Genomic DNA, 18,293 nt, shown 5'->3' on the forward strand with positions numbered 1-18,293 from the left:
TTCCGCTGCATCCTGAAAACAGACACGCTTGCCTGCCGAATCCGCAGACATCGAAACAAAAAGCCTTTGGAGACCCAATGACCGCTGCCAAATACCGCCCCCTGAAATTCGGAGTCACCCGCGCCTCGCTGCGCGACGGTGCCACTGGTGTTCACTATCTGCGTGCGGAACAGGACCTGCCGCCATTCCCTGAGCGTCTGACCGATCGCCTCGTGCATTGGGCCAAAGAGCGTCCCGAGCAAACGCTGTTCGCTCGGCGAACCAAGCAGGCCGATGGCAGCAGTGGCGACTGGAAACACATCAGCTTCGCCCAGGCGCTGGATGCGGCACGGCGCATCGGCCAGGGCCTGCTCAACCGGGGCCTTAGCGCAGAGCGGCCCGTGTTGGTTTTGAGCGAGAACGATCTGGAACATGCCTTGTTGGCGCTGGGCTGTATTTACGCGGGCGTGGCCTACTGCCCCACTTCTCCGCCCTACTCCTTGATCAGCCAGGATTTTGACAAACTGCACCATGTGGTCAAAACGCTGACCCCGGGCCTGGTGTTTGCCAGCGATGCCAACCGCTACAGCCGCGCCATGTTGGCGACACTGGACGAGTCGGTGGAACTTGTGACCACCCATGGCACAGTGCCTGGGCGCTCGACCACCTCTTTCGAAGCACTGCTCGCCACAGAGCCCACGCCCGACGTGGACGCCGCCATGGCCGCCACCGGCCCGGACACCATCGTCAAGTTCCTGTTCACTTCCGGCTCGACCAAGATGCCCAAGGCGGTGATCAACACACAGCGCATGTGGTGCGCCAACCAGCAGCAGATGGCCTCCTCCATGCCGGTTCTGACCGACGGCCCACTGGTCCTGGTCGACTGGCTGCCCTGGAACCACACTTTCGGCGGAAACCACAACTTCGGCATGGTGGTCTACCACGGCGGCACGCTGTACATCGACGATGGCAAGCCCACGCCCGCCCTCATGGCCGAGACCTTGCGCAACCTGCGCGAAATCTCGCCCACGGTGTACTTCAACGTGCCCACAGGTTTTGAGGCGATCGCCAACGCCATGAAGGCAGACGACCAGTTGCGCAAGACCCTGCTCGCCAAGGTCAACATGTTCTTTTATGCGGGTGCAGCTTTGGCGCAACCCGTGTGGGACAGTCTGTTTGAAAGCCAGGAGCGCGAGGTGGGTGAGCGCATCGTGATGTCCACCGGCCTGGGCATGACCGAGTCCGGGCCCTTTGGTATTTTTGTGACCAGCCCCAACGTCAAGGCTGGTGATCTGGGATTGCCAACACCTGGCCTGGAGCTCAAGCTGGTCGATATGGACGGCAAAACCGAGGTGCGCTACAAGGGCCCCAACATCACGCAGGGTTACTGGCGCATGCCTGAAGAGACCGCTGGCGCTTTCGACGAGGAAGGCTTCTTCAAAACGGGCGACGCCGTGAAATGGATCGACGAAACCGACATCCACCTCGGTCTGAAATTCGACGGACGCATCGCAGAAGATTTCAAGCTCGCCACAGGCACCTTTGTCAGCGTCGGCCCACTGCGCGGCAAGATCATTGCAGCAGGTGCGCCCTTCGTTCAAGACGCGGTGCTCACGGGCATCAACCTGAAGGAAGTCGGTGCGATGGTGTTCCCGACTCCAGCCGTGCGCACGCTCACCAACCTGCCCGCCGAGACCTCCATGCACGAAGTGCTCGACCACCCAGCCGTGATCGCGCATTTCCAGACCGTGGTGAACGAACTCGCAAAAACCGCCACGGGCAGCGCCAACCGCATTGCCCGTCTGTGCCTGTTGGCCGACCCGCCCACCATCGACCGCGGCGAAATCACCGACAAAGGCTCGATCAACCAGCGCGCCGTGCTGACCCACCGCGCCGACACGGTCGCCAAGCTGCACGCCGACGAGCTGCATTTCATCCTGAAACCGCAATAGCCCCCGCGCTGCCTGCGACGTCACCTCCAAAGGGCGATGCGGGTGGCCCGGCAAAGCCGGTTCCACGGTATCCCGAAGTCAAGGCATGTCAATGCCAGGCTCGCATTTAAAGGAAAGCAACATGACAGCCAGAGGTTTCTTCAATTCGTTCACCGACGTGGTCATCCTCGACGGTGTACGTACCCCGATGGTGGACTACTGCGGCGCCCTGGGCCACATCTCGCCCACCGATCTCGGCATCAAGGCAGCCCGTGAAGCGCTGCTGCGCTCGGGTGTCTCAGGCACCGACATCGGCTCCGTGATCACCGGGAACATGGCGCCCGGCGACTTTGACCAGTTTTTCCTGCCCCGCCACATCGGCCTCTACGCCGGTGTTCCGGTAGAGGTGCCGGCCATCATGACCCAACGCATCTGCGGCACCGGCTTCGAACTGTTCCGCCAGGCCGGCGAGCAGATCGAAGCCGGTGTGTGCGATACGGCGCTCGTGGTGGGGACCGAGAGCATGACGCGCAACCCCATCGCCGCCTTCGACCACCGCACCGGCTTCAAACTGGGCGCTCCGGTGGGTTTCAAGGACTACATGTGGGAAGCCTTGAAGGACCCTGCGGCGGGCATCAACATGATCCAGACCGCCGAGAATCTGGCCAAAAAATACAGCATCAGCCGCGAAGAAGTGGATGCCTTTGCATCGTCTTCATTCGCCAAAGCGGTGGCGGCGCAAGCCAGTGGTTTCCTGGCTGGCGAAATTGTTTCGGTGATCACCGAAAAATTTGAGCTCGACGGCTACAAGCCACGTGGCATCAAGCTGCAAGGCAAGCTCACCGAAGTCGCCAGCGACACCCACCCACGCACGTCCCCCGTCGAGGTGCTGGCCAAACTGCGCCCCGTCTACGAAGGCGGCGTGCAAACCGGTGGCAACAGCGCCGCGCTGGTGGACGCTGCAGCGGCTTGTGTGGTGAGTTCGGGGGCCTTCGCCAAAGCCCGGGGCAAGCAGCCGCTGGCTCGCGTGGTCGCAGCGGCCGCGGTGGGCGTGCCCCCCGAGATCATGGGCATCGGCCCAGCGCCCGCCATTCGCTTGCTGCTGGAGCGCACGGGCTTGAAGCTCAGCGACATCGGCCGCTTCGAAATCAACGAAGCCCAGGGTGCTCAAACGCTGGCCGTGGGCCGCGAACTGGGGCTGGACCTCGACAAGCTCAATGTCAACGGTGGCGCCATCGCGCTGGGACACCCCCTGGCCACCACAGGCGTTCGCCTCACGCTCACGCTGGCGCGCGAACTGCAGCGCTCGGGCCTGCGCTATGGCATCTCCAGTGCCTGCGTTGGCGGCGGCCAGGGCATTGCCCTTCTCATCGAAAACCCCGGCGCGACCGCCTGACCCTTCACTTTTAAGGAATCACCATGAACATCCAAGGACAAGCAGCACTCGTTACCGGCGGAGGCTCCGGTCTCGGCGAAGCCACGGCACGCGAACTGGCCCGACTGGGCGCCAAAGTTGCCGTGCTCGACCTCAACCTCGCCAATGCGCAACGCGTCGCTGCCGACATCGGTGGTCTGGCCTGCCAATGCGATGTCACCGATCCGGACAGCATGCAGGCGGCGGTCGAGGCCGCAGCCCAGGCCCATGGCCCGGCCCGGATCCTGATGCACATTGCCGGCATCGGCAGCGCCAAGCGTGTGGTCGGCAAAGACGGCAACCCGGCGCCGCTGGAGGACTTTGCCCGCGTCATCAACGTCAACCTCATCGGCACCTACAACGCGGCGCGCCTCTTCGCTGCCGCCTGCGCCAAGCTCGACCCCATGGAAGACGGGGAACGCGGCGCGATGGTGTTCACCGCCAGCGTCGCCGCTTTTGACGGCCAGGTGGGTCAGCAAGCCTACAGTGCATCGAAAGCCGGCGTGGCCGGGATGACGCTGCCCATGGCGCGCGACCTTGCGCAACACGGCATCCGGGTCTGCACGGTCGCGCCCGGTCTGTTCGCCACCCCGCTGCTCAAGGAACTGCCCGAGCCCGTGCAGGAATCGCTCGCCAAGAGCATTCCATTTCCTCAGCGCCTTGGCAAGCCCGAAGAGTTTGCCCAACTGGCCGCCCATATCGTGAGCAACGGCCATCTGAACGGCGAGGTGATCCGTCTGGACGGCGCACTGCGCATGGCCCCCCGTTGATCCCCATGGCCAACCCCATCTGAAAACCCACGCTCGAAAGACCTTGTCGATGACCAAAACAGTGATTTACGAAGTCGAGGTGATGTTTGGCGATTGCGATCCCGCCGGCATCGTCTTCTTTCCCAATTTTTCGAAGTGGATGGATGCGTCCTCGCTGAACTTCTTTGTCAAGTGTGGTGTGCCGCCATGGCGCGAACTTGTGAAGACCACCGGCATCATCGGCACACCGCTGCTGGAGATCAACACCAAGTTCATGAAACCCGCCACCTACGGCGAGCGGCTGCAGATATACACCAGCGTCACCGAGTGGCGTGAAAAGGTGCTGATCCACAAGCACGTGGTTCAACGGGGCGACACCGTGTTGTGTGAAGGCACCGAAACCCGCGCCTTCTGCATGCGCGACCCCGCCAACCCGGACCGCATCAAGGCCATACCCATTCCCGAAGACATCCGGGCAAAGTGCTCGTAAATCTGCCCCGCTCCTTCTCGGTCGCCAACTGGAGACACCATGACGAACATCCCAGGCAAACTGACCTTCGGCGCCGCTTCCATGGTGCTCCTGAGCGCCTGCGCACATGGCCCGGCAAACGATGCCCCCGCCCTTGCGGCCGCCAGGGGCGCCACACTGCAGCAATGTGAAATATTGGCCAGCCGGTTCAGCGCTGCCAACACGGTGATCGAATCCGCCGTTTCGGTCGGGGCCGGCGAGCTGAAACAGGCCGGGCAGCCCATCGCCGCCCACTGCCTGGTGATGGGGCAAATGCATGCCCGACAAGGCACCGACGGCCAGACCTATGCCATCGGCTTTGAAATGCGCTTGCCCAAAGACTGGGCGGGCCGCTTTTACTACCAGGCCAACGGGGGCCTGGACGGCAGCGTCAAAACCGCAGACGGCGCGCTCCCTGGTGGCCAGCTGACGGGTGCATTGAAACAGGGTTTTGCCGTCATCAGCTCTGACGCAGGCCACACCGGCAAACAAACCGTGCCCTTCGGTGCCGAGCCTCAAGCGCGCCTGGACTACGGCTACCAGGCTGTGGCCAAACTCACACCCATGGCCAAAGCGCTGATCGCATCGGCCTACGGCAAGGCCCCCGACCGCTCCTACATTGGCGGCTGCTCCAACGGCGGGCGCCACGCCATGGTCGCCGCCTCGCGTTTGACCGATGCCTACGACGGCTACCTGGTCGGTGCGCCGGGCTACCAACTGCCACTGGCCGCGCTGGCGCAAATCCGCAGCGCCCAGATCTGGGCGCCACTGGCCATGCCGGGCGCCACCGTGCCCCACCCGATGGTGCCCAACGTCAAACTGCCCGATCTGGGCTCGGCCTTTACCAGCGCCGAACGCACCACGTTGTCTCAGGCCCTGCTGACCAGGTGCGATGCGCTCGATGGCGCCAAAGACGGCCTGATCCATGACGTGCAGGCTTGCCAGAGAAGCTTCAAGCTCGACACCGACGTGGCCACCTGCGAAGGCGCGCGCAATGGCCAATGCCTGACGGCAGACCAGAAGTTGGCCATTGGCCAGATTTTTGGCGGTGTGCACACCCCCGCAGGCAAGCGGATCTACTCGCCCTTCCCCCTGGATGCCGGCGTGTCCGGTGACAACTGGGCCACCTGGAAATTCGTCAATGCGCTGGCACTCGACCCGCTGGCCGCTGGTGCCGTGTTCAGCGCGCCTCCAGGCCGCGTTGACCCCGTGAAAGACGATACCGATGCCCGCCTGGCCCTGTTCAGCGCCACCACCGATGTCTACAAAGAATCGGCCCTGGCACTGATGACGCCCCCCGGTCATGAAAACCCGGCGTACATGGGCGCACTGGCCCAACGAGGCGGCAAACTCATTGCCTTCCATGGCGTGAGCGACCCCATCTTCTCGGCCGAAGACACCCGCGCCTGGGTGGAACGCGCAGGCCAGATTCCTGGCGCCAGTGGTGCCATCCGCTACTTCCCGGTGCCCGGCATGAACCATTGCTCGGGCGGCCCGGCCACCGACCAGTTCGACTTGCTCGGCCCGTTGGTGAAGTGGGTGGAGGAAGGCGTGGCCCCACAAGCCGTTTTGGCCACTGCCCGTGGCGCTGCCAATGCAGGTGGCGCGAACGAAGCGCTGCCCGCCAACTGGTCGGCCAACCGCACCCGCCCACTTTGCGCCTACCCCACGGTGGCGACCTACAACGGTCAGGGCTCCATCGAAAGCGCCTCCAGTTTCACCTGTCGCTGAGTCGCGCCGCAAAACCCGATCGCACGAGGGAACACATGTACTACGAACCCGGCAAAACACCCCACGGACTGCCACACGATCCGTTCAAGTCCTGCGTGATCCCCCGCCCGATTGGCTGGATCTCCACGGTCGATACCCAGGGGCAAGACAACCTGGCACCGTACAGCCAGTTCCAGAACGTGACCTTCGATCCGCCCATCGTCATGTTCAGCGCCAACCAGACCACCCAGGGTGAGCGAAAAGACTCGGTGCGCAATGCCGAGCAAACCGGGCAGTTCGTCTGGAACATGGCCACCTATGCTTTGCGCGATGCGGTCAATATCAGCGCCGAAGAGCTGCCCCACGGGATCGACGAGTTCGAGCGCGCCGGGCTGGAGAAGCTGCCCAGTCGCCTGGTCAAACCCAAGCGCGTCAAGGGCTCACCGATTCAATTTGAGTGCGAATACCTCAACACCCTGCGCTTCCCGGGCACGCCACCCATGGGCACGGTCGATGTGGTGTTCGGTCGCGTGGTGGCCATTCACATCGACGATGAAGTGATCAACGACCAAGGTCTGGTCGACGTGCTCAAGATCCAGCCGCTGGCCCGCATGGGCTACTACGACTACACCTACGTCGACAACCAGTTCCGGATGGTGATCCCTGGCAACAGCAAGGCTTTGCTGGCTGGTCTGGAAGGCTCGCCAGACAAGGCTGCGCAAGCAACCCCTGAGCGTTGAACCACCCAACCCCGGTCAACATCTCCAGCCCCTGAAGGCCGGTCTCTTCTTTCAACATTTTCTCGACGCCATCGCACGTGAATCACTTTCAACCCCCCACCGACGACATGTTCTTCATCCTGCAACAGGTGCTCCAGGCGCCTGAGCAGCTGCGCGGCCTGCCTGCTTACGGCGAGTTCGACGCGGACCTGATGCAGCAAGTACTGGAAGAAGCAGGCAAGTTCGTGGGCGAGGTCATCGCGCCGCTGAACCGCGAGGGCGACGAGATCGGGGCTCAGTTCAACAACGGCACCGTCACTACGCCGCCTGGCTTCCGGGAGGCTTACCAGGCTTTCTGGCAAGCGGGGTGGCCCGCCCTGTCGGCGGCCGGAGAGGATGGCGGTCAAGGTTTGCCTGCCGTGCTCGAAGCCATGCTCTACGAAAACCTGAGCGCCGCCAACCATGGCTGGACCATGGCACCCGGCTTGCTGCACGGCGCTTACGAATGCATCAAACACCACGGCAGCGACACGCTGAAGGCACGCTACCTGGAAAAAGTGGCCACTGGCGAGTGGTTGGCCACCATGTGCCTGACCGAGCCCCATGCGGGTTCCGACTTGGGTCTGGTGCGCACGAAGGCCGTTCCACAAGCCGATGGCCGCTACCTCTTGAGCGGCACCAAAATTTTCATCTCCGGAGGCGAACACGACCTGACCGACAACATCGTCCACCTGGTGCTGGCGCGCCTGCCCGAAGCGCCTCCCGGGCCCAAAGGTTTGTCGCTGTTCCTCGTCCCCAAGTTCTATGAAGATGGAACCAGAAGCGCCGTGGCTTGCGAACGCATTGAAGAAAAAATGGGCCTGCACGGCAGTCCCACCTGCGTGATGCGCTTCGACGAGGCCGCCGGCTGGATGGTGGGCGAACCGGGCAAGGGGCTCAACGCCATGTTCGTGATGATGAATGCGGCCCGCCTGCATGTGGGCCTGCAGGGCATCGGCCTGCTGGAGGCTGCCTGGCAAAAGGCCGACGCCTATGCGCAGGAACGCCAGCAGATGCGCGCCCCCGGCAGCCCCAGCAAGGCAGGTCAGGCCGACCCGATTCAGAAACACCCCGCCATGCGCCGCATTCTGGATGCACAGCGCGCCTGGATAGACGCCGGCCGTGTGCTCGCCTACCGCACCGCGCTGGAGCTGGATGTCATCAAACACCACCCAGATCCGGCCAAACGCGAAACCGCCAACCGCTGGTGCACCCTGGTCACGCCCGTTCTCAAAGCCGCCTGGACCGACCAGGCCTTCACCGGCGCCAGCGCTTGCCTTCAGGTCTTTGGTGGCCACGGTTATGTGCGCGAATGGGGCATCGAGCAGCATGTGCGCGACGCGCGGGTGGCCATGATTTATGAAGGCACCAACGAAATTCAGGCCATTGACCTGCTGGTGCGCAAGGTGCTGCCCGATGGCGCCAAGAGCTTGCTCACTTTGCTGAATGAACTCGCGGCCGACCTGCCCGCAGGCAGTGCCGTGGCTGCCGCAGCCCTGCAGCAGTTCACCAACTTCACCCGCGAGCAGTTGCTGGTGCAAACCCAGGCAGCCGGAGCCTCACCCGAACTGCCTTACTGGCTCGCCGATGATTTCCTGCGCGCACTGGCCCTGTTGTTGATGGCATGGGCATGGGAGCGCATAGCCCATACGCCCGGGGCCGATGTGGTCAGGTGGCGGGCCGCACAAAACGGCTTCTGGCGGTGGGTGTGGCCGGAATTCGAAATGCGTATGGCCATGATGCAGGCTTCGCTGTCGCCAGCATGATCGCCAAATGCGCAGGCCGCGCTATGCTCCGTCTCCATGTCCGCACCCAAGTCAACACGCGCTCCAAGCAAGCCCAAAGCCCCCAGATCAGGCGCTGTGGCGACCCCTGCACCAGTGGCCACGGCTGAGCCCCCGCTGAACACCAGCTACCTGGAGTCGCTTCTGGGCTACAACGCACGGCGGGCAGCCCTGGCAGTGATCTCGGTTTTTCTTAAACGCATGGCGCCATTCGGGCTGAAACCGGTGGAGTTTTCGGTGCTCACGCTGATTGCCCACAACCCCGGTATCACTTCGCGCCAGACCTGTTCGGCACTCGACATCCTGCCGCCCAATCTGGTGGGCATCATCAAAAGCCTTGACCAGCGCGGCCTGATCGTTCGAAAGGCCCACCCGACCGACGGTCGGGCCCAGGGGCTCCACCTGTCCGCTCATGGTCGGCGCCTGCAGCATGAGGCACAGCTGACGGCCACTGCGCTGGAGCACGATGCCGCACATGCCTTGACACCCGGCGAGCTCGACAAGCTCAAAGCTTTGCTGCGCAAGGTCTACCAAAACTGACGCCAGCACTTGCATTGGCAGATGCAATCGGGGTATGCCCCAAGGCATGAAACGGGCAGAAGGGGGCACCATGGGGGCGGGAGCCAAAATGGCGTTGCAGCCCGACGTCAGCCCGAAAAAGAAGACACTGCCCCAAACAGGGCTGCCGCAGGAGACGCCCACCATGAGTGCCCAAGACAACCCCGCTGCCACCCAGCTTTTTTCATTGCTGGAATCGCGCTATGCGATCCGGGTCTTGCGAGCGCTGTCTGACGGCCACCCGCAAACCTTTCGCCTGCTGCAAGACAGCGTAGGCGGCGTCACACCCAACACACTCAACACCCGACTCAAAGCCTTGCGCGCGGCGTTGCTGGTGGAACACTCTGGCGACGGTTACCGCCTGACCCACCAAGGGCATGATCTGGCCCGCCGCCTGGGCGAAGTGCAAAGCTTTGCGGCCAAATGGGCGCAGCATCAGGCGCGTTCAACCGTGTTGTCGATGCACACGCCTGCCCAGCCCAGCCTCTGAAACAAGCCAGTCGGGCTTTGGTTGGTCGCTGCGGAGACCACCCTCGCCCCCTAAGAAAGGTCCATCGCGTAGCGCTTGGGGTTGCCGCGTTCGACATACACCCGAACCAATGATTGCCCCGCGCGTTCGGTAGGGTCTTCCCAAAGCATTTCGCTCGTGAACAGATGCCGCTTCCCGGATAGGGGATCGATCCAATGGGCGTGCACGCGCCATGGATGGCGGTTGTTCAATGTGGTGCCGGCATCTGGTTCAACCTTATCGAACGTGGCCAGCACCAGGTCGCCTGTCTCGCTCAACCTCGCCAGTTTCCGCCCGTAGAACCACTTGGCGGTGCCAAAGCCCACCCCCACCAGAAAGAACACCGTTCCCACCACGCCCGCGATGCTGGCGATGCCCCACAGCTCAAAAAACCCATTCACCCGCGCCTCGCTCGGGTTCGCCGGGTCAAAGAACACCGTCACCGGTTCGCCGACCCGGTAGGCGGCTGGGGCGCTGGCCACGCTGGAGGTGAAATCGATCACCGCCCCAGAGGGTGTTTCAAACCGCACGAGGGGCTTATAGGTGGTTGACGACACCTTTTTCGTCGACACCACCAGTTCGGTCACCACGCCAGGGGCCATCTGGGCTCGATCCAGGAACCGCTGGGTATGCATAAAAAACCCGATGCCCACGGCAATGGCCACCACACCGATCAGGCCCAGCACCCAAGCAAACCATTTCATTTCAACCCCTTGTTGGCGCCTGCACAGGCACCGAAATCGAATCCTGCAAACATTGCAAGGCCGCAGCGTTGATTCACCGGCCAGCAAGAGCCCGTCACGCGCTGTCATCCCTTCCGTGCAACTGCGTTCACGGATCATCCGACCCTGCGGATGGTTGGCCAGCCAGCGCGTCGCCAATCTTTTCAGGGGCCGCTATCGCGATCGCCCCGCGGTGATCCAAACACCTGATGCTGCAGCACATCCAACGATAAATCAAAGGTCACCAGGTTCTTGTCTTGTCTGACAGCTGGTTTTTTCGCGGGCTTGCCCGAGGGCACAACCAGCGCCGAGACTTGGTGGACCTTCGCCAGCTTTTCCCGAGGGTTCGGGGCGGGCACAGCGCCAAAGGACACGCATGCGATCAAGCCCGCCAGCACAGCAGTGGCAATGCCATGGCGTCCCGTCAAGGGCGTCATGGTGTGGAGGCGGTGTCGAGTATGGGCATGGGCACAGAATCGCGCCTTAGCTCCGGGGCTGTCAAACCATGCCTCTCCGACGAATGCCCTCGGCTGGGCGGCAAGGTGGCTTGCACGGCATCCGTTCCACCAGGGCCGTGAACCCAAAGCACACCGGCATTCTTGGGGCATGACAATCACCACCCGCCGATCGAGGTTCCCGGTTTAAAACGACGGCTTGAGAATCACCAGGAACGCAATCAGCCCGGCCACCGTCACCGTGAAGGCCGGGCTGAGCCTCAGCCATGGGTGACCATCAGCGCCTTGATACGGCTCCAGACGGCGGCGCAAGGTTCCAGACAAAATGCCGTGCAAACCCGACAACACAAGCACAATCGCGAATTTCAGCGTCAGCCAGACGGCACCGAACCAGGACCCGAGCATCGCCAAACTGATGCCAAACGCCCATACAGCCAACATGGCTGGCACTGTGACCCGGCGATCCCAGCGCTGAACCGCTTGCCCCCAACACCGCTCCTGTGGCGAGAGCTCGACTCCGGCGGGCTGCCAGACGCGCAATGCCACCCCGAGCATCAGCAGCCCACCGACCCATGCAAAGGCAGCGGCCAGGTGAAGGCCCTTGATCCAGAGGTAGGTCACGACTGGGCCTCGCCCAATGCAAGCGGGATTTCAGTCGCCACAGCAGCGTTGCGCAGCATCCGGCAGCTGTAAAAACCGCCCAGGGGAAGGCAGGCCGCCGCCAACAGTTTCCAGGCCACATGTCCGGTGAGTTCCTGTGCGGCCACCCGGTTGACCAGGGTCCAGCAAAAGCCCAGAAACACCAACCCATGGGCAGGCCCCATGACGGCCACACCCAGTCCAAAACCGGCCAGGTGTTTGAGCGGAACAGCCACCAGCAACAAGAGCAGCAAAGTAGACGCCTCCAACAGGCACAAGGAGCTCAGGCGAAAGTGGCGGCGGGGGGTGGAAGGCATGCAGGGTTCCCGAAAAAATCGAAAGCGACAACCTCATTCTTTCTTTCCCCGGTGAAAAACGAAAGTGGCCAGATTGACAATGAACGCCTGTTTTCCGCCAAAATGGGGACTCCAATCCATTCTTGCGCCCATGCCGTCGACACCCAAAGCCGTTGCGCCTTCGCCTTTGAAACCCCACAGGGTCGTCGTCCTGGCCTTGCCCGGTCTGATCGCTTTTGACCTCACCATTGCCCTCGAGGTGTTCGGCAGGGCCATGCGCGATGTGGGTATGCCCTGTTACCAGGTGAGCGTCTGCGGAGAAATGGACGAACTGGACACCGGGCTGTTCGGCATCCGGGTCAAACACGGCCTGGAAGCCCTCTCGGAGGCTCAAACCATCATTGTTCCCGGCACCGAACCAGCGACGGCGGGTGTGACGCCCGTGGTCATGCAGGCCTTGCGCAAGGCGCATCGGCACGGCGTGCGCCTGGCGTCCATCTGCTCTGGCGCATTTGCCTTGGCCGAGGCCGGGCTGCTCGACGGCCTGCGTGTAACCACACACTGGAAAGAGGCCGACTCCCTCGCGCGCTTGTACCCACAGGTGGAAGTCAATGCAAAGGTCCTGTTCATCGACGAAGGACAGGTTCTGACCTCGGCGGGTGCGGCGGCGGGCCTCGATCTCTGCCTGCACATGGTGCGTCGCGATTTTGGCGCGGCCGTCGCAGCCCAGGTGGCCCGCCTCTCGGTCATTCCGCTCCAGCGTGAAGGCGGGCAGGCCCAGTTCATTCAGCCGCAGGACTTGCCCCACAACAAATACCTCGAGCCGCTCATGACATGGGCACTGGGACAGCTTCACAGGCCACTTTCTCTGGATGCGCTGGCAAAAAAGGCTTGCAGCAGCCAACGCACCCTCAACCGCCGCTTTCAGGAGCAACTGGGCATGTCCCCGGCCCAATGGCTGTCGCAAGCACGCATTCAGCGCGCTCAAACACTGCTGGAGACCACCCCGCTGACCATTGAAGACATCGTGTCGAAGGTGGGCCTGGGGTCGGCAGCGAACTTCAGAGCGCAGTTCCACCGGGTCACAGGGGTCAGTCCCAGCAACTACCGACGCAACTTCGGGCCTCAGGGCTGGCATGCGCCAGCCACTGCATTTCAACTGCCATCCGAACGACCCGTTCAGGCCCCTCGTTGAACGGGCAAAAAACGCCACCGGCCAGATCGCGTGCGTGAAGGGATCGAACGCGGTGGACCGGCGCGCTTCACAAACCCGGCGTCTGCCGAGCGCACAGCACCACGCCAAAAACAAGGTGCATTCCCTTTGAAAGACTCCCCCAACGAGACTCCCGTCGGCTTCCCTGGGGCACCAAAAGAGCTGGACCCAGGCTGCTTGGTCATAGAATCACAGGCCAAGCTGACTGGAGTCGGCCACCGTTCCCGGCCAATCGGATTGCCCGTTGGTGGCGCCTATCCCACCGGGGATTCCGCTCCAATGGACCGAAGCGAACCCGTTTCAGGGCATTTTTTGCTGAAAATGAAGCATCTTCGCCCCTGAATGCGCTTCGAGCCCAAATCTGCCCTTGAAAACCCTTTCCGTGTACCCACATGGTGCGTATGGCCTTTGACGGCCTCGCCTAACGAAACGAACCGCCACCCACTCTATGAGCCAAACGCCCCCCACCGATCCCCAAGCCCAGACCGCCACACCCGTCGATTCCACTGCTGCCACCAGCCCCGAAGAGGCGCTGGCCGCTTCGGCCGCGAACGAAACCGATGCGCTGGCCACGTTGACCAACGAAGTGACCCTTCTCAAGGCGCAGAACACCGATCTGGCCGAGCAGTTTCTGCGCGCCAAGGCCGAAGCCGAAAACACCCGCCGCCGCGCTGAAGAAGACATGAGCAAGGCGCGCAAATTTGCGGTCGAAAGCTTTGCCGAAAGCCTGCTGCCGGTGACCGACAGCCTGGAGGCCGGCCTGGCCATCCAGGAAGCCACCCGCGAGCAACTGCGCGAAGGCTCGGAGGCCACGCTCAAGCAGCTCAAAAGCGCGCTGGAACGCCACAAAGTGATTCAGATTGACCCTGCCGTGGGCAGCAAATTTGATCCCCACCAGCACCAGGCCATCAGCATGGTGCCCGCAGACCAGGAAGCCAACACCGTGGTTTCGGTTTTGCAAAAGGGCTATTTGATCGCTGAGCGCGTGTTGCGCCCGGCTCTGGTCACGGTAGCGGCTGCCAAGTGAGCTTGATGGCGTGAATCCGCTGGTTATCCCGACCGGACCACAGCAAATCCACACGCCACCCACTTGAAATCCACAAAGTTATCCACATCTTTTCATCAGTTTCAATTTACATTCTCTCGGAGCAAACATCATGGGAAAAATCATCGGCATTGACTTGGGCACCACCAACTCTTGTGTGTCCATCATGGAAGGCAACACCACCAAGGTGATCGAAAACGCCGAAGGCGCGCGCACCACGCCGTCTATCGTGGCCTACCAGGCTGACGGCGAAGTGCTGGTGGGTGCCAGCGCCAAGCGCCAGGCTGTGACCAACCCCAAGAACACGCTGTACGCGATCAAGCGTTTGATCGGCCGCAAGTTCACCGAAAAAGAAGTTCAGAAAGACATCAAGCTGATGCCTTACGCCATCGTGGCTGCCGACAACGGCGACGCATGGGTGGAAGTGAATGGCAAGCAGCTCTCGGCCCAACAAGTCTCGGCCGACATCCTGCGCAAGATGAAGAAAACCGCCGAAGACTACCTCGGCGAGCCCGTGACCGAAGCCGTCATTACCGTGCCGGCCTACTTCAACGACGCCCAGCGCCAGGCCACCAAAGACGCCGGCCGCATTGCCGGTCTCGATGTCAAGCGCATCATCAATGAACCCACCGCTGCAGCCCTGGCCTTCGGCCTGGACAAGCAAGACAAGGGCGACCGCAAGATCGCCGTGTACGACCTGGGCGGTGGCACCTTTGACGTGTCCATCATCGAAATCGCCGATGTCGATGGTGAGAAGCAATTCGAAGTGTTGTCCACCAACGGCGACACCTTCCTGGGTGGTGAAGATTTCGACCAGCGCATCATCGACCACATCGTCACCGAGTTCAAGAAAGAACAAGGCGTCGACCTGACCAAAGACGTGTTGGCCCTGCAGCGCCTGAAAGAAGCCGCTGAGAAGGCCAAGATCGAGCTGTCCAGCTCGGCCGCCACCGACGTCAACCTGCCTTACATCACCGCCGATGCATCGGGCCCGAAACACCTGAACATCAAGTTGACCCGCGCCAAGCTGGAAGCCCTGGTGGAAGAGCTGATCGAGCGCACCATCGCCCCTTGCCGCACCGCCATCAAAGACGCCGGCATCAGCGTGAGCGACATCAACGACGTGATTCTGGTCGGCGGCATGAGCCGCATGCCCAAGGTGCAGGAAAAGGTCAAGGAACTGTTCGGCAAAGAGCCGCGCAAAGACGTGAACCCCGACGAAGCTGTGGCTGTTGGCGCTGCGATTCAGGGCCAGGTGCTCTCCGGTGACCGCAAAGACGTGTTGCTGCTTGACGTGACCCCCCTGTCGCTCGGTATCGAAACCATGGGCGGCGTCATGACCAAGATGATCGCCAAGAACACGACCATTCCGACCAAGTTCTCGCAAACCTTCTCGACCGCCGAAGACAACCAGCCCGCTGTGACCATCAAGGTCTTCCAGGGCGAGCGTGAAATCGCTGCCGGCAACAAGGCGCTGGGTGAGTTCAACCTGGAAGGCATCCCGAACGCACCGCGCGGCATGCCCCAGATCGAAGTGTCCTTTGACATCGACGCCAACGGCATCTTGCACGTGGGCGCCAAAGACAAAGGCACCGGCAAGGAAAACAAGATCACCATCAAGGCGAACTCGGGCCTGTCGGAAGAAGAGATCCAGCAAATGGTGAAAGACGCCGAGCTGAATGCCGCTGACGACAAGAAAAAGGTCGAGCTGGCACAGGCACGCAACCAGGGCGAAGCCATGGTGCACAGCGTGAAGAAGAGCCTTGTTGAGCATGGCGACAAGCTCGACGCTGGCGAAAAAGAAGCCATCGAAACCGCTTTGAAAGACGCCGAAGAAGCCCTCAAAGGCGACGACAAGGCCGAAATCGACAGCAAGACCGAAACCCTGATGAGCGCCAGCCAGAAACTGGGCGAGAAGGTTTACGCCGCATCGCAAGCCGAAGCTGCAGCAGAAGGCGCTTCCGCCGAAGCGGGTGCTTCGGCCGACAAAGGTGGCTCCGCCGCCGCTGACGACGACATCGTGGATGCCGAAGTCAAGGAAGTGAAAAAGGGTTGATCGACCCAGCTCAAGGCCTGTGGCCTTGATCCTCTGCCGCCGCGCTCGGTCACCCTCCCGTGACCGTTCGCGGCGCACCTGTTTTTAACTGTTCCCGATCACACCATGGCAAAACGCGACTTTTACGAAGTGCTGGGCGTCCCCAAGAATGCTTCAGACGACGAAATCAAGAAGGCGTATCGCAAACTGGCGATGAAGCACCACCCTGACCGCAACCAGGGCGATGCGGCCAAAGCCGCCGAAGAGCGGTTCAAAGAGGCCAAAGAGGCCTATGAAATGCTTTCCGACCCCCAGAAGAAGGCTGCTTACGACCAATATGGCCACGCCGGCGTTGATCCCAACATGCGCGGTGGTGCGGGTGGAGCCGACGGTTTTGAAGGTTTCTCGGGCGCCTTCGGCGACATCTTCGGTGACATCTTTGGTGGCCAACGTGGCCAGCGCAACGGACGCCAGGTGTACCGTGGGGCCGATCTGTCTTACGCCATGGAAATCGACCTGGAAGAGGCCGCTGCGGGCAAGGAAAGTCAGATTCGCATTCCGTCCTGGGACAACTGCGAAACCTGCAAAGGCAATGGCGCCAAACCCGGTACCAGCGCCAAAACCTGCTCCACCTGTCATGGTCAGGGCGTGGTGCAGATGCGCCAGGGTTTTTTCAGCGTGCAGCAAAACTGCCCACATTGCCACGGCACCGGCAAGATCATTCCCGAGCCCTGCGTCACCTGCCACGGTCAAGGCAAGATCAAGAAACAGAAGACGCTGGAAATCAAGATTCCGGCGGGCATCGACGACGGCCAGCGCATCCGCTCCACCGGCAACGGTGAACCGGGCCAGAACGGTGGGCCATCAGGCGACCTGTTCATTGAGATTCGTCTGCGCAAGCACGATATTTTTGAACGCGAAGGCGACGACCTGCACTGCCAGGTGCCCGTTTCCATGACCACATCGGCCCTCGGCGGTGAAATCGACGTGCCCACGTTGCAGGGCAAGGCCACCATTGACCTGCCCGAAGGCACCCAAAGCGGCAAAACCTTCCGGTTGCGCGGCAAAGGCATCAAGGGCGTACGCAGCAGCTACCCAGGCGATCTGTATTGCCACGTGGCAGTGGAAACCCCGGTCAAGCTCACCGAGCACCAGCGCAAGCTGCTCAAGGAGCTCGACGAGTCTTTCAAAAAGGGTGGCCACAAGCACAGCCCGAACGACAAAGGCTGGTTTGAAAAGGCCAAGAGCTTCTTCTCCTGAGAAGAAGGTCACAGGGGCATTCAAAGAATGCACCTGGGCTTTCGCCCAAAGGCGAAGTCATTCATTTCCTGCAAAAGGGGCGCATCAGCGCCCCTTTTGCCTTTCGGCAAATGGCCAGGCGCGTCGTCTACGGAGAAGCAGGTTGCCGGAGCATGCGCAAAATGCCCCGGATGCTCATTGAAAGGTCAAGCGTTTGCTGGCAATGGATGTGACACCGCTTGCCTGCACCTCGTTCGAAGTGGGCCTGCAAACGGCTGAAAAAATCGCAAACCGGGCCGCGGCGTGAACCGGAAGGCCCGGCTATGCCTGGGCGGCTTCAGTAAAATTGACCATCTCAGCTCTGCCTGCCTGCCTTTCACCGAGAGGGCAAGCAGGCCCAGTTTTTCATCAGGAATCCATTCATGCACTACTCCGCTTCTCATCAAAAGCTCAAACTCATCCTCGCAGCCCAAGGGTTGACCACAGGCGATGCCGGCGGCATTGACCAGCTCTTTGGTGGCAAAGACGGCTACTACTGGTACGGCACGTTGCGCGACCTGTGCCCGCCTGACAAAACCATCAGCTGGGACAACCAGTACCAAATGGTCGCGGCCATCCAGGCGCATGAAAATGCAACCGCCGCAGAAGACGAGATGAAACCCCAGGTACCGAGCGCGGCCAATATCGCCGCATTGTCCAAGCTGCTGGCCAACCCGATCTGAGGCACCAACTCCGGTCGACAAGGGCTGA

At 61.8% G+C, this 18,293-nt stretch carries 17 protein-coding genes; 14 read left to right on the forward strand and 3 right to left on the reverse strand.

Features of this window, described 5'->3' with window-relative positions:
* Positions 1 to 77 precede the first annotated feature (77 nt).
* From LPB072_RS16175 to LPB072_RS16215, 9 genes are all read left to right on the forward strand, one after another.
* Positions 78 to 1,931, forward strand: a complete 1,854-nt coding sequence (locus tag LPB072_RS16175; RefSeq protein WP_066089211.1) for a feruloyl-CoA synthase — start codon at positions 78 to 80, stop codon at positions 1,929 to 1,931.
* Between the two features lie 121 nt (positions 1,932 to 2,052).
* A complete protein-coding gene (locus LPB072_RS16180; protein WP_066089209.1) occupies positions 2,053 to 3,306 on the forward strand; it encodes a thiolase family protein in 1,254 nt (417 codons plus the stop codon).
* Between the two features lie 23 nt (positions 3,307 to 3,329).
* Entirely contained in the window at positions 3,330 to 4,094 is a 765-nt protein-coding gene (locus LPB072_RS16185; protein WP_066089206.1) for an SDR family NAD(P)-dependent oxidoreductase, read from the forward strand.
* Positions 4,095 to 4,143: 49 nt separating this feature from the next.
* Positions 4,144 to 4,563: an acyl-CoA thioesterase gene (locus LPB072_RS16190; protein WP_066089204.1), complete on the forward strand. Its 420-nt coding sequence runs from the start codon at positions 4,144 to 4,146 to the stop codon at positions 4,561 to 4,563.
* A 39-nt stretch (positions 4,564 to 4,602) separates the two neighbouring features.
* Entirely contained in the window at positions 4,603 to 6,312 is a 1,710-nt protein-coding gene (locus tag LPB072_RS16195) for a tannase/feruloyl esterase family alpha/beta hydrolase (protein WP_066089201.1), read from the forward strand.
* Between the two features lie 35 nt (positions 6,313 to 6,347).
* Positions 6,348 to 7,031 (forward strand): flavin reductase family protein, encoded by a 684-nt coding sequence (locus LPB072_RS16200; RefSeq protein ID WP_066089199.1) that lies wholly within the window; start codon positions 6,348 to 6,350, stop codon positions 7,029 to 7,031.
* A 107-nt stretch (positions 7,032 to 7,138) separates the two neighbouring features.
* Entirely contained in the window at positions 7,139 to 8,815 is a 1,677-nt protein-coding gene (locus tag LPB072_RS16205) for an acyl-CoA dehydrogenase family protein (protein ID WP_070263947.1), read from the forward strand.
* A 36-nt stretch (positions 8,816 to 8,851) separates the two neighbouring features.
* Positions 8,852 to 9,373 (forward strand): MarR family winged helix-turn-helix transcriptional regulator, encoded by a 522-nt coding sequence (locus LPB072_RS16210; RefSeq protein ID WP_066087609.1) that lies wholly within the window; start codon positions 8,852 to 8,854, stop codon positions 9,371 to 9,373.
* A gap of 163 nt (positions 9,374 to 9,536) precedes the next feature.
* The gene (locus LPB072_RS16215; protein ID WP_066087647.1) at positions 9,537 to 9,881 is read left to right on the forward strand and encodes a winged helix-turn-helix transcriptional regulator; all 345 of its coding nucleotides are present in this window, start codon (positions 9,537 to 9,539) and stop codon (positions 9,879 to 9,881) included.
* A 50-nt stretch (positions 9,882 to 9,931) separates the two neighbouring features.
* Here LPB072_RS16215 and LPB072_RS16220 read toward each other — a convergent pair whose 3' ends face one another.
* From LPB072_RS16220 to LPB072_RS16235, 3 genes are all read right to left on the reverse strand, one after another.
* On the reverse strand, positions 9,932 to 10,603 hold the full coding sequence (locus LPB072_RS16220; RefSeq protein ID WP_157694123.1) for a DUF3592 domain-containing protein: 672 nt from the start codon (positions 10,601 to 10,603) through the stop codon (positions 9,932 to 9,934).
* Positions 10,604 to 11,262: 659 nt separating this feature from the next.
* Positions 11,263 to 11,697, reverse strand: a complete 435-nt coding sequence (locus tag LPB072_RS16230) for a CopD family protein (RefSeq protein WP_066087602.1) — start codon at positions 11,695 to 11,697, stop codon at positions 11,263 to 11,265.
* Positions 11,694 to 12,032 (reverse strand): DUF3817 domain-containing protein, encoded by a 339-nt coding sequence (locus LPB072_RS16235; RefSeq protein WP_066087599.1) that lies wholly within the window; start codon positions 12,030 to 12,032, stop codon positions 11,694 to 11,696. Before LPB072_RS16235 ends, LPB072_RS16230 begins: the two co-directional genes overlap by 4 nt.
* Positions 12,033 to 12,162: 130 nt before the next feature.
* Between LPB072_RS16235 and LPB072_RS16240 the strand changes: the two genes are divergently transcribed.
* The 5 genes from LPB072_RS16240 (at position 12,163) to LPB072_RS16260 (ending at position 18,265) form a co-directional block, all read left to right on the forward strand.
* Positions 12,163 to 13,206 carry a GlxA family transcriptional regulator gene (locus LPB072_RS16240; RefSeq protein WP_066087641.1) on the forward strand — a complete coding sequence of 348 codons (1,044 nt, stop codon included), beginning with the start codon at positions 12,163 to 12,165 and terminating at the stop codon, positions 13,204 to 13,206.
* Between the two features lie 466 nt (positions 13,207 to 13,672).
* Complete coding sequence (grpE, locus tag LPB072_RS16245) at positions 13,673 to 14,251, forward strand: nucleotide exchange factor GrpE (protein ID WP_082876792.1); 579 nt, start codon at positions 13,673 to 13,675, stop codon at positions 14,249 to 14,251.
* A 130-nt stretch (positions 14,252 to 14,381) separates the two neighbouring features.
* Positions 14,382 to 16,325 carry a molecular chaperone DnaK gene (gene dnaK / locus LPB072_RS16250; RefSeq protein ID WP_066087594.1) on the forward strand — a complete coding sequence of 648 codons (1,944 nt, stop codon included), beginning with the start codon at positions 14,382 to 14,384 and terminating at the stop codon, positions 16,323 to 16,325.
* 105 nt (positions 16,326 to 16,430) lie between these two features.
* On the forward strand, positions 16,431 to 17,564 hold the full coding sequence (gene dnaJ, locus LPB072_RS16255) for a molecular chaperone DnaJ (protein WP_066087591.1): 1,134 nt from the start codon (positions 16,431 to 16,433) through the stop codon (positions 17,562 to 17,564).
* 401 nt (positions 17,565 to 17,965) lie between these two features.
* The gene (locus tag LPB072_RS16260; RefSeq protein WP_066087588.1) at positions 17,966 to 18,265 is read left to right on the forward strand and encodes a hypothetical protein; all 300 of its coding nucleotides are present in this window, start codon (positions 17,966 to 17,968) and stop codon (positions 18,263 to 18,265) included.
* The last annotated feature ends 28 nt before the right edge of the window (positions 18,266 to 18,293 follow it).

Source organism: Hydrogenophaga crassostreae, assembly GCF_001761385.1.
GTDB classification, from domain to species: Bacteria; Pseudomonadota; Gammaproteobacteria; order Burkholderiales; family Burkholderiaceae_C; genus Hydrogenophaga; species Hydrogenophaga crassostreae.

Excerpts from the sequence above, each read along its gene's own strand:
- LPB072_RS16175 (WP_066089211.1), top strand. The coding sequence starts at position 78 with ATGACCGCTGCCAAATACCGCCCCCTGAAATTCGGAGTCACCCGCGCC.
- LPB072_RS16180 (WP_066089209.1), top strand. The coding sequence starts at position 2,053 with ATGACAGCCAGAGGTTTCTTCAATTCGTTCACCGACGTGGTCATCCTC.
- LPB072_RS16185 (WP_066089206.1), top strand. The coding sequence starts at position 3,330 with ATGAACATCCAAGGACAAGCAGCACTCGTTACCGGCGGAGGCTCCGGT.
- LPB072_RS16190 (WP_066089204.1), top strand. The coding sequence starts at position 4,144 with ATGACCAAAACAGTGATTTACGAAGTCGAGGTGATGTTTGGCGATTGC.
- LPB072_RS16195 (WP_066089201.1), top strand. The coding sequence starts at position 4,603 with ATGACGAACATCCCAGGCAAACTGACCTTCGGCGCCGCTTCCATGGTG.
- LPB072_RS16200 (WP_066089199.1), top strand. The coding sequence starts at position 6,348 with ATGTACTACGAACCCGGCAAAACACCCCACGGACTGCCACACGATCCG.
- LPB072_RS16205 (WP_070263947.1), top strand. The coding sequence starts at position 7,139 with ATGTTCTTCATCCTGCAACAGGTGCTCCAGGCGCCTGAGCAGCTGCGC.
- LPB072_RS16210 (WP_066087609.1), top strand. The coding sequence starts at position 8,852 with ATGTCCGCACCCAAGTCAACACGCGCTCCAAGCAAGCCCAAAGCCCCC.
- LPB072_RS16215 (WP_066087647.1), top strand. The coding sequence starts at position 9,537 with ATGAGTGCCCAAGACAACCCCGCTGCCACCCAGCTTTTTTCATTGCTG.
- LPB072_RS16220 (WP_157694123.1), bottom strand. The coding sequence starts at position 10,603 with ATGAAATGGTTTGCTTGGGTGCTGGGCCTGATCGGTGTGGTGGCCATT.
- LPB072_RS16235 (WP_066087599.1), bottom strand. The coding sequence starts at position 12,032 with ATGCCTTCCACCCCCCGCCGCCACTTTCGCCTGAGCTCCTTGTGCCTG.
- LPB072_RS16240 (WP_066087641.1), top strand. The coding sequence starts at position 12,163 with ATGCCGTCGACACCCAAAGCCGTTGCGCCTTCGCCTTTGAAACCCCAC.
- grpE (WP_082876792.1), top strand. The coding sequence starts at position 13,673 with ATGAGCCAAACGCCCCCCACCGATCCCCAAGCCCAGACCGCCACACCC.
- dnaK (WP_066087594.1), top strand. The coding sequence starts at position 14,382 with ATGGGAAAAATCATCGGCATTGACTTGGGCACCACCAACTCTTGTGTG.
- dnaJ (WP_066087591.1), top strand. The coding sequence starts at position 16,431 with ATGGCAAAACGCGACTTTTACGAAGTGCTGGGCGTCCCCAAGAATGCT.
- LPB072_RS16260 (WP_066087588.1), top strand. The coding sequence starts at position 17,966 with ATGCACTACTCCGCTTCTCATCAAAAGCTCAAACTCATCCTCGCAGCC.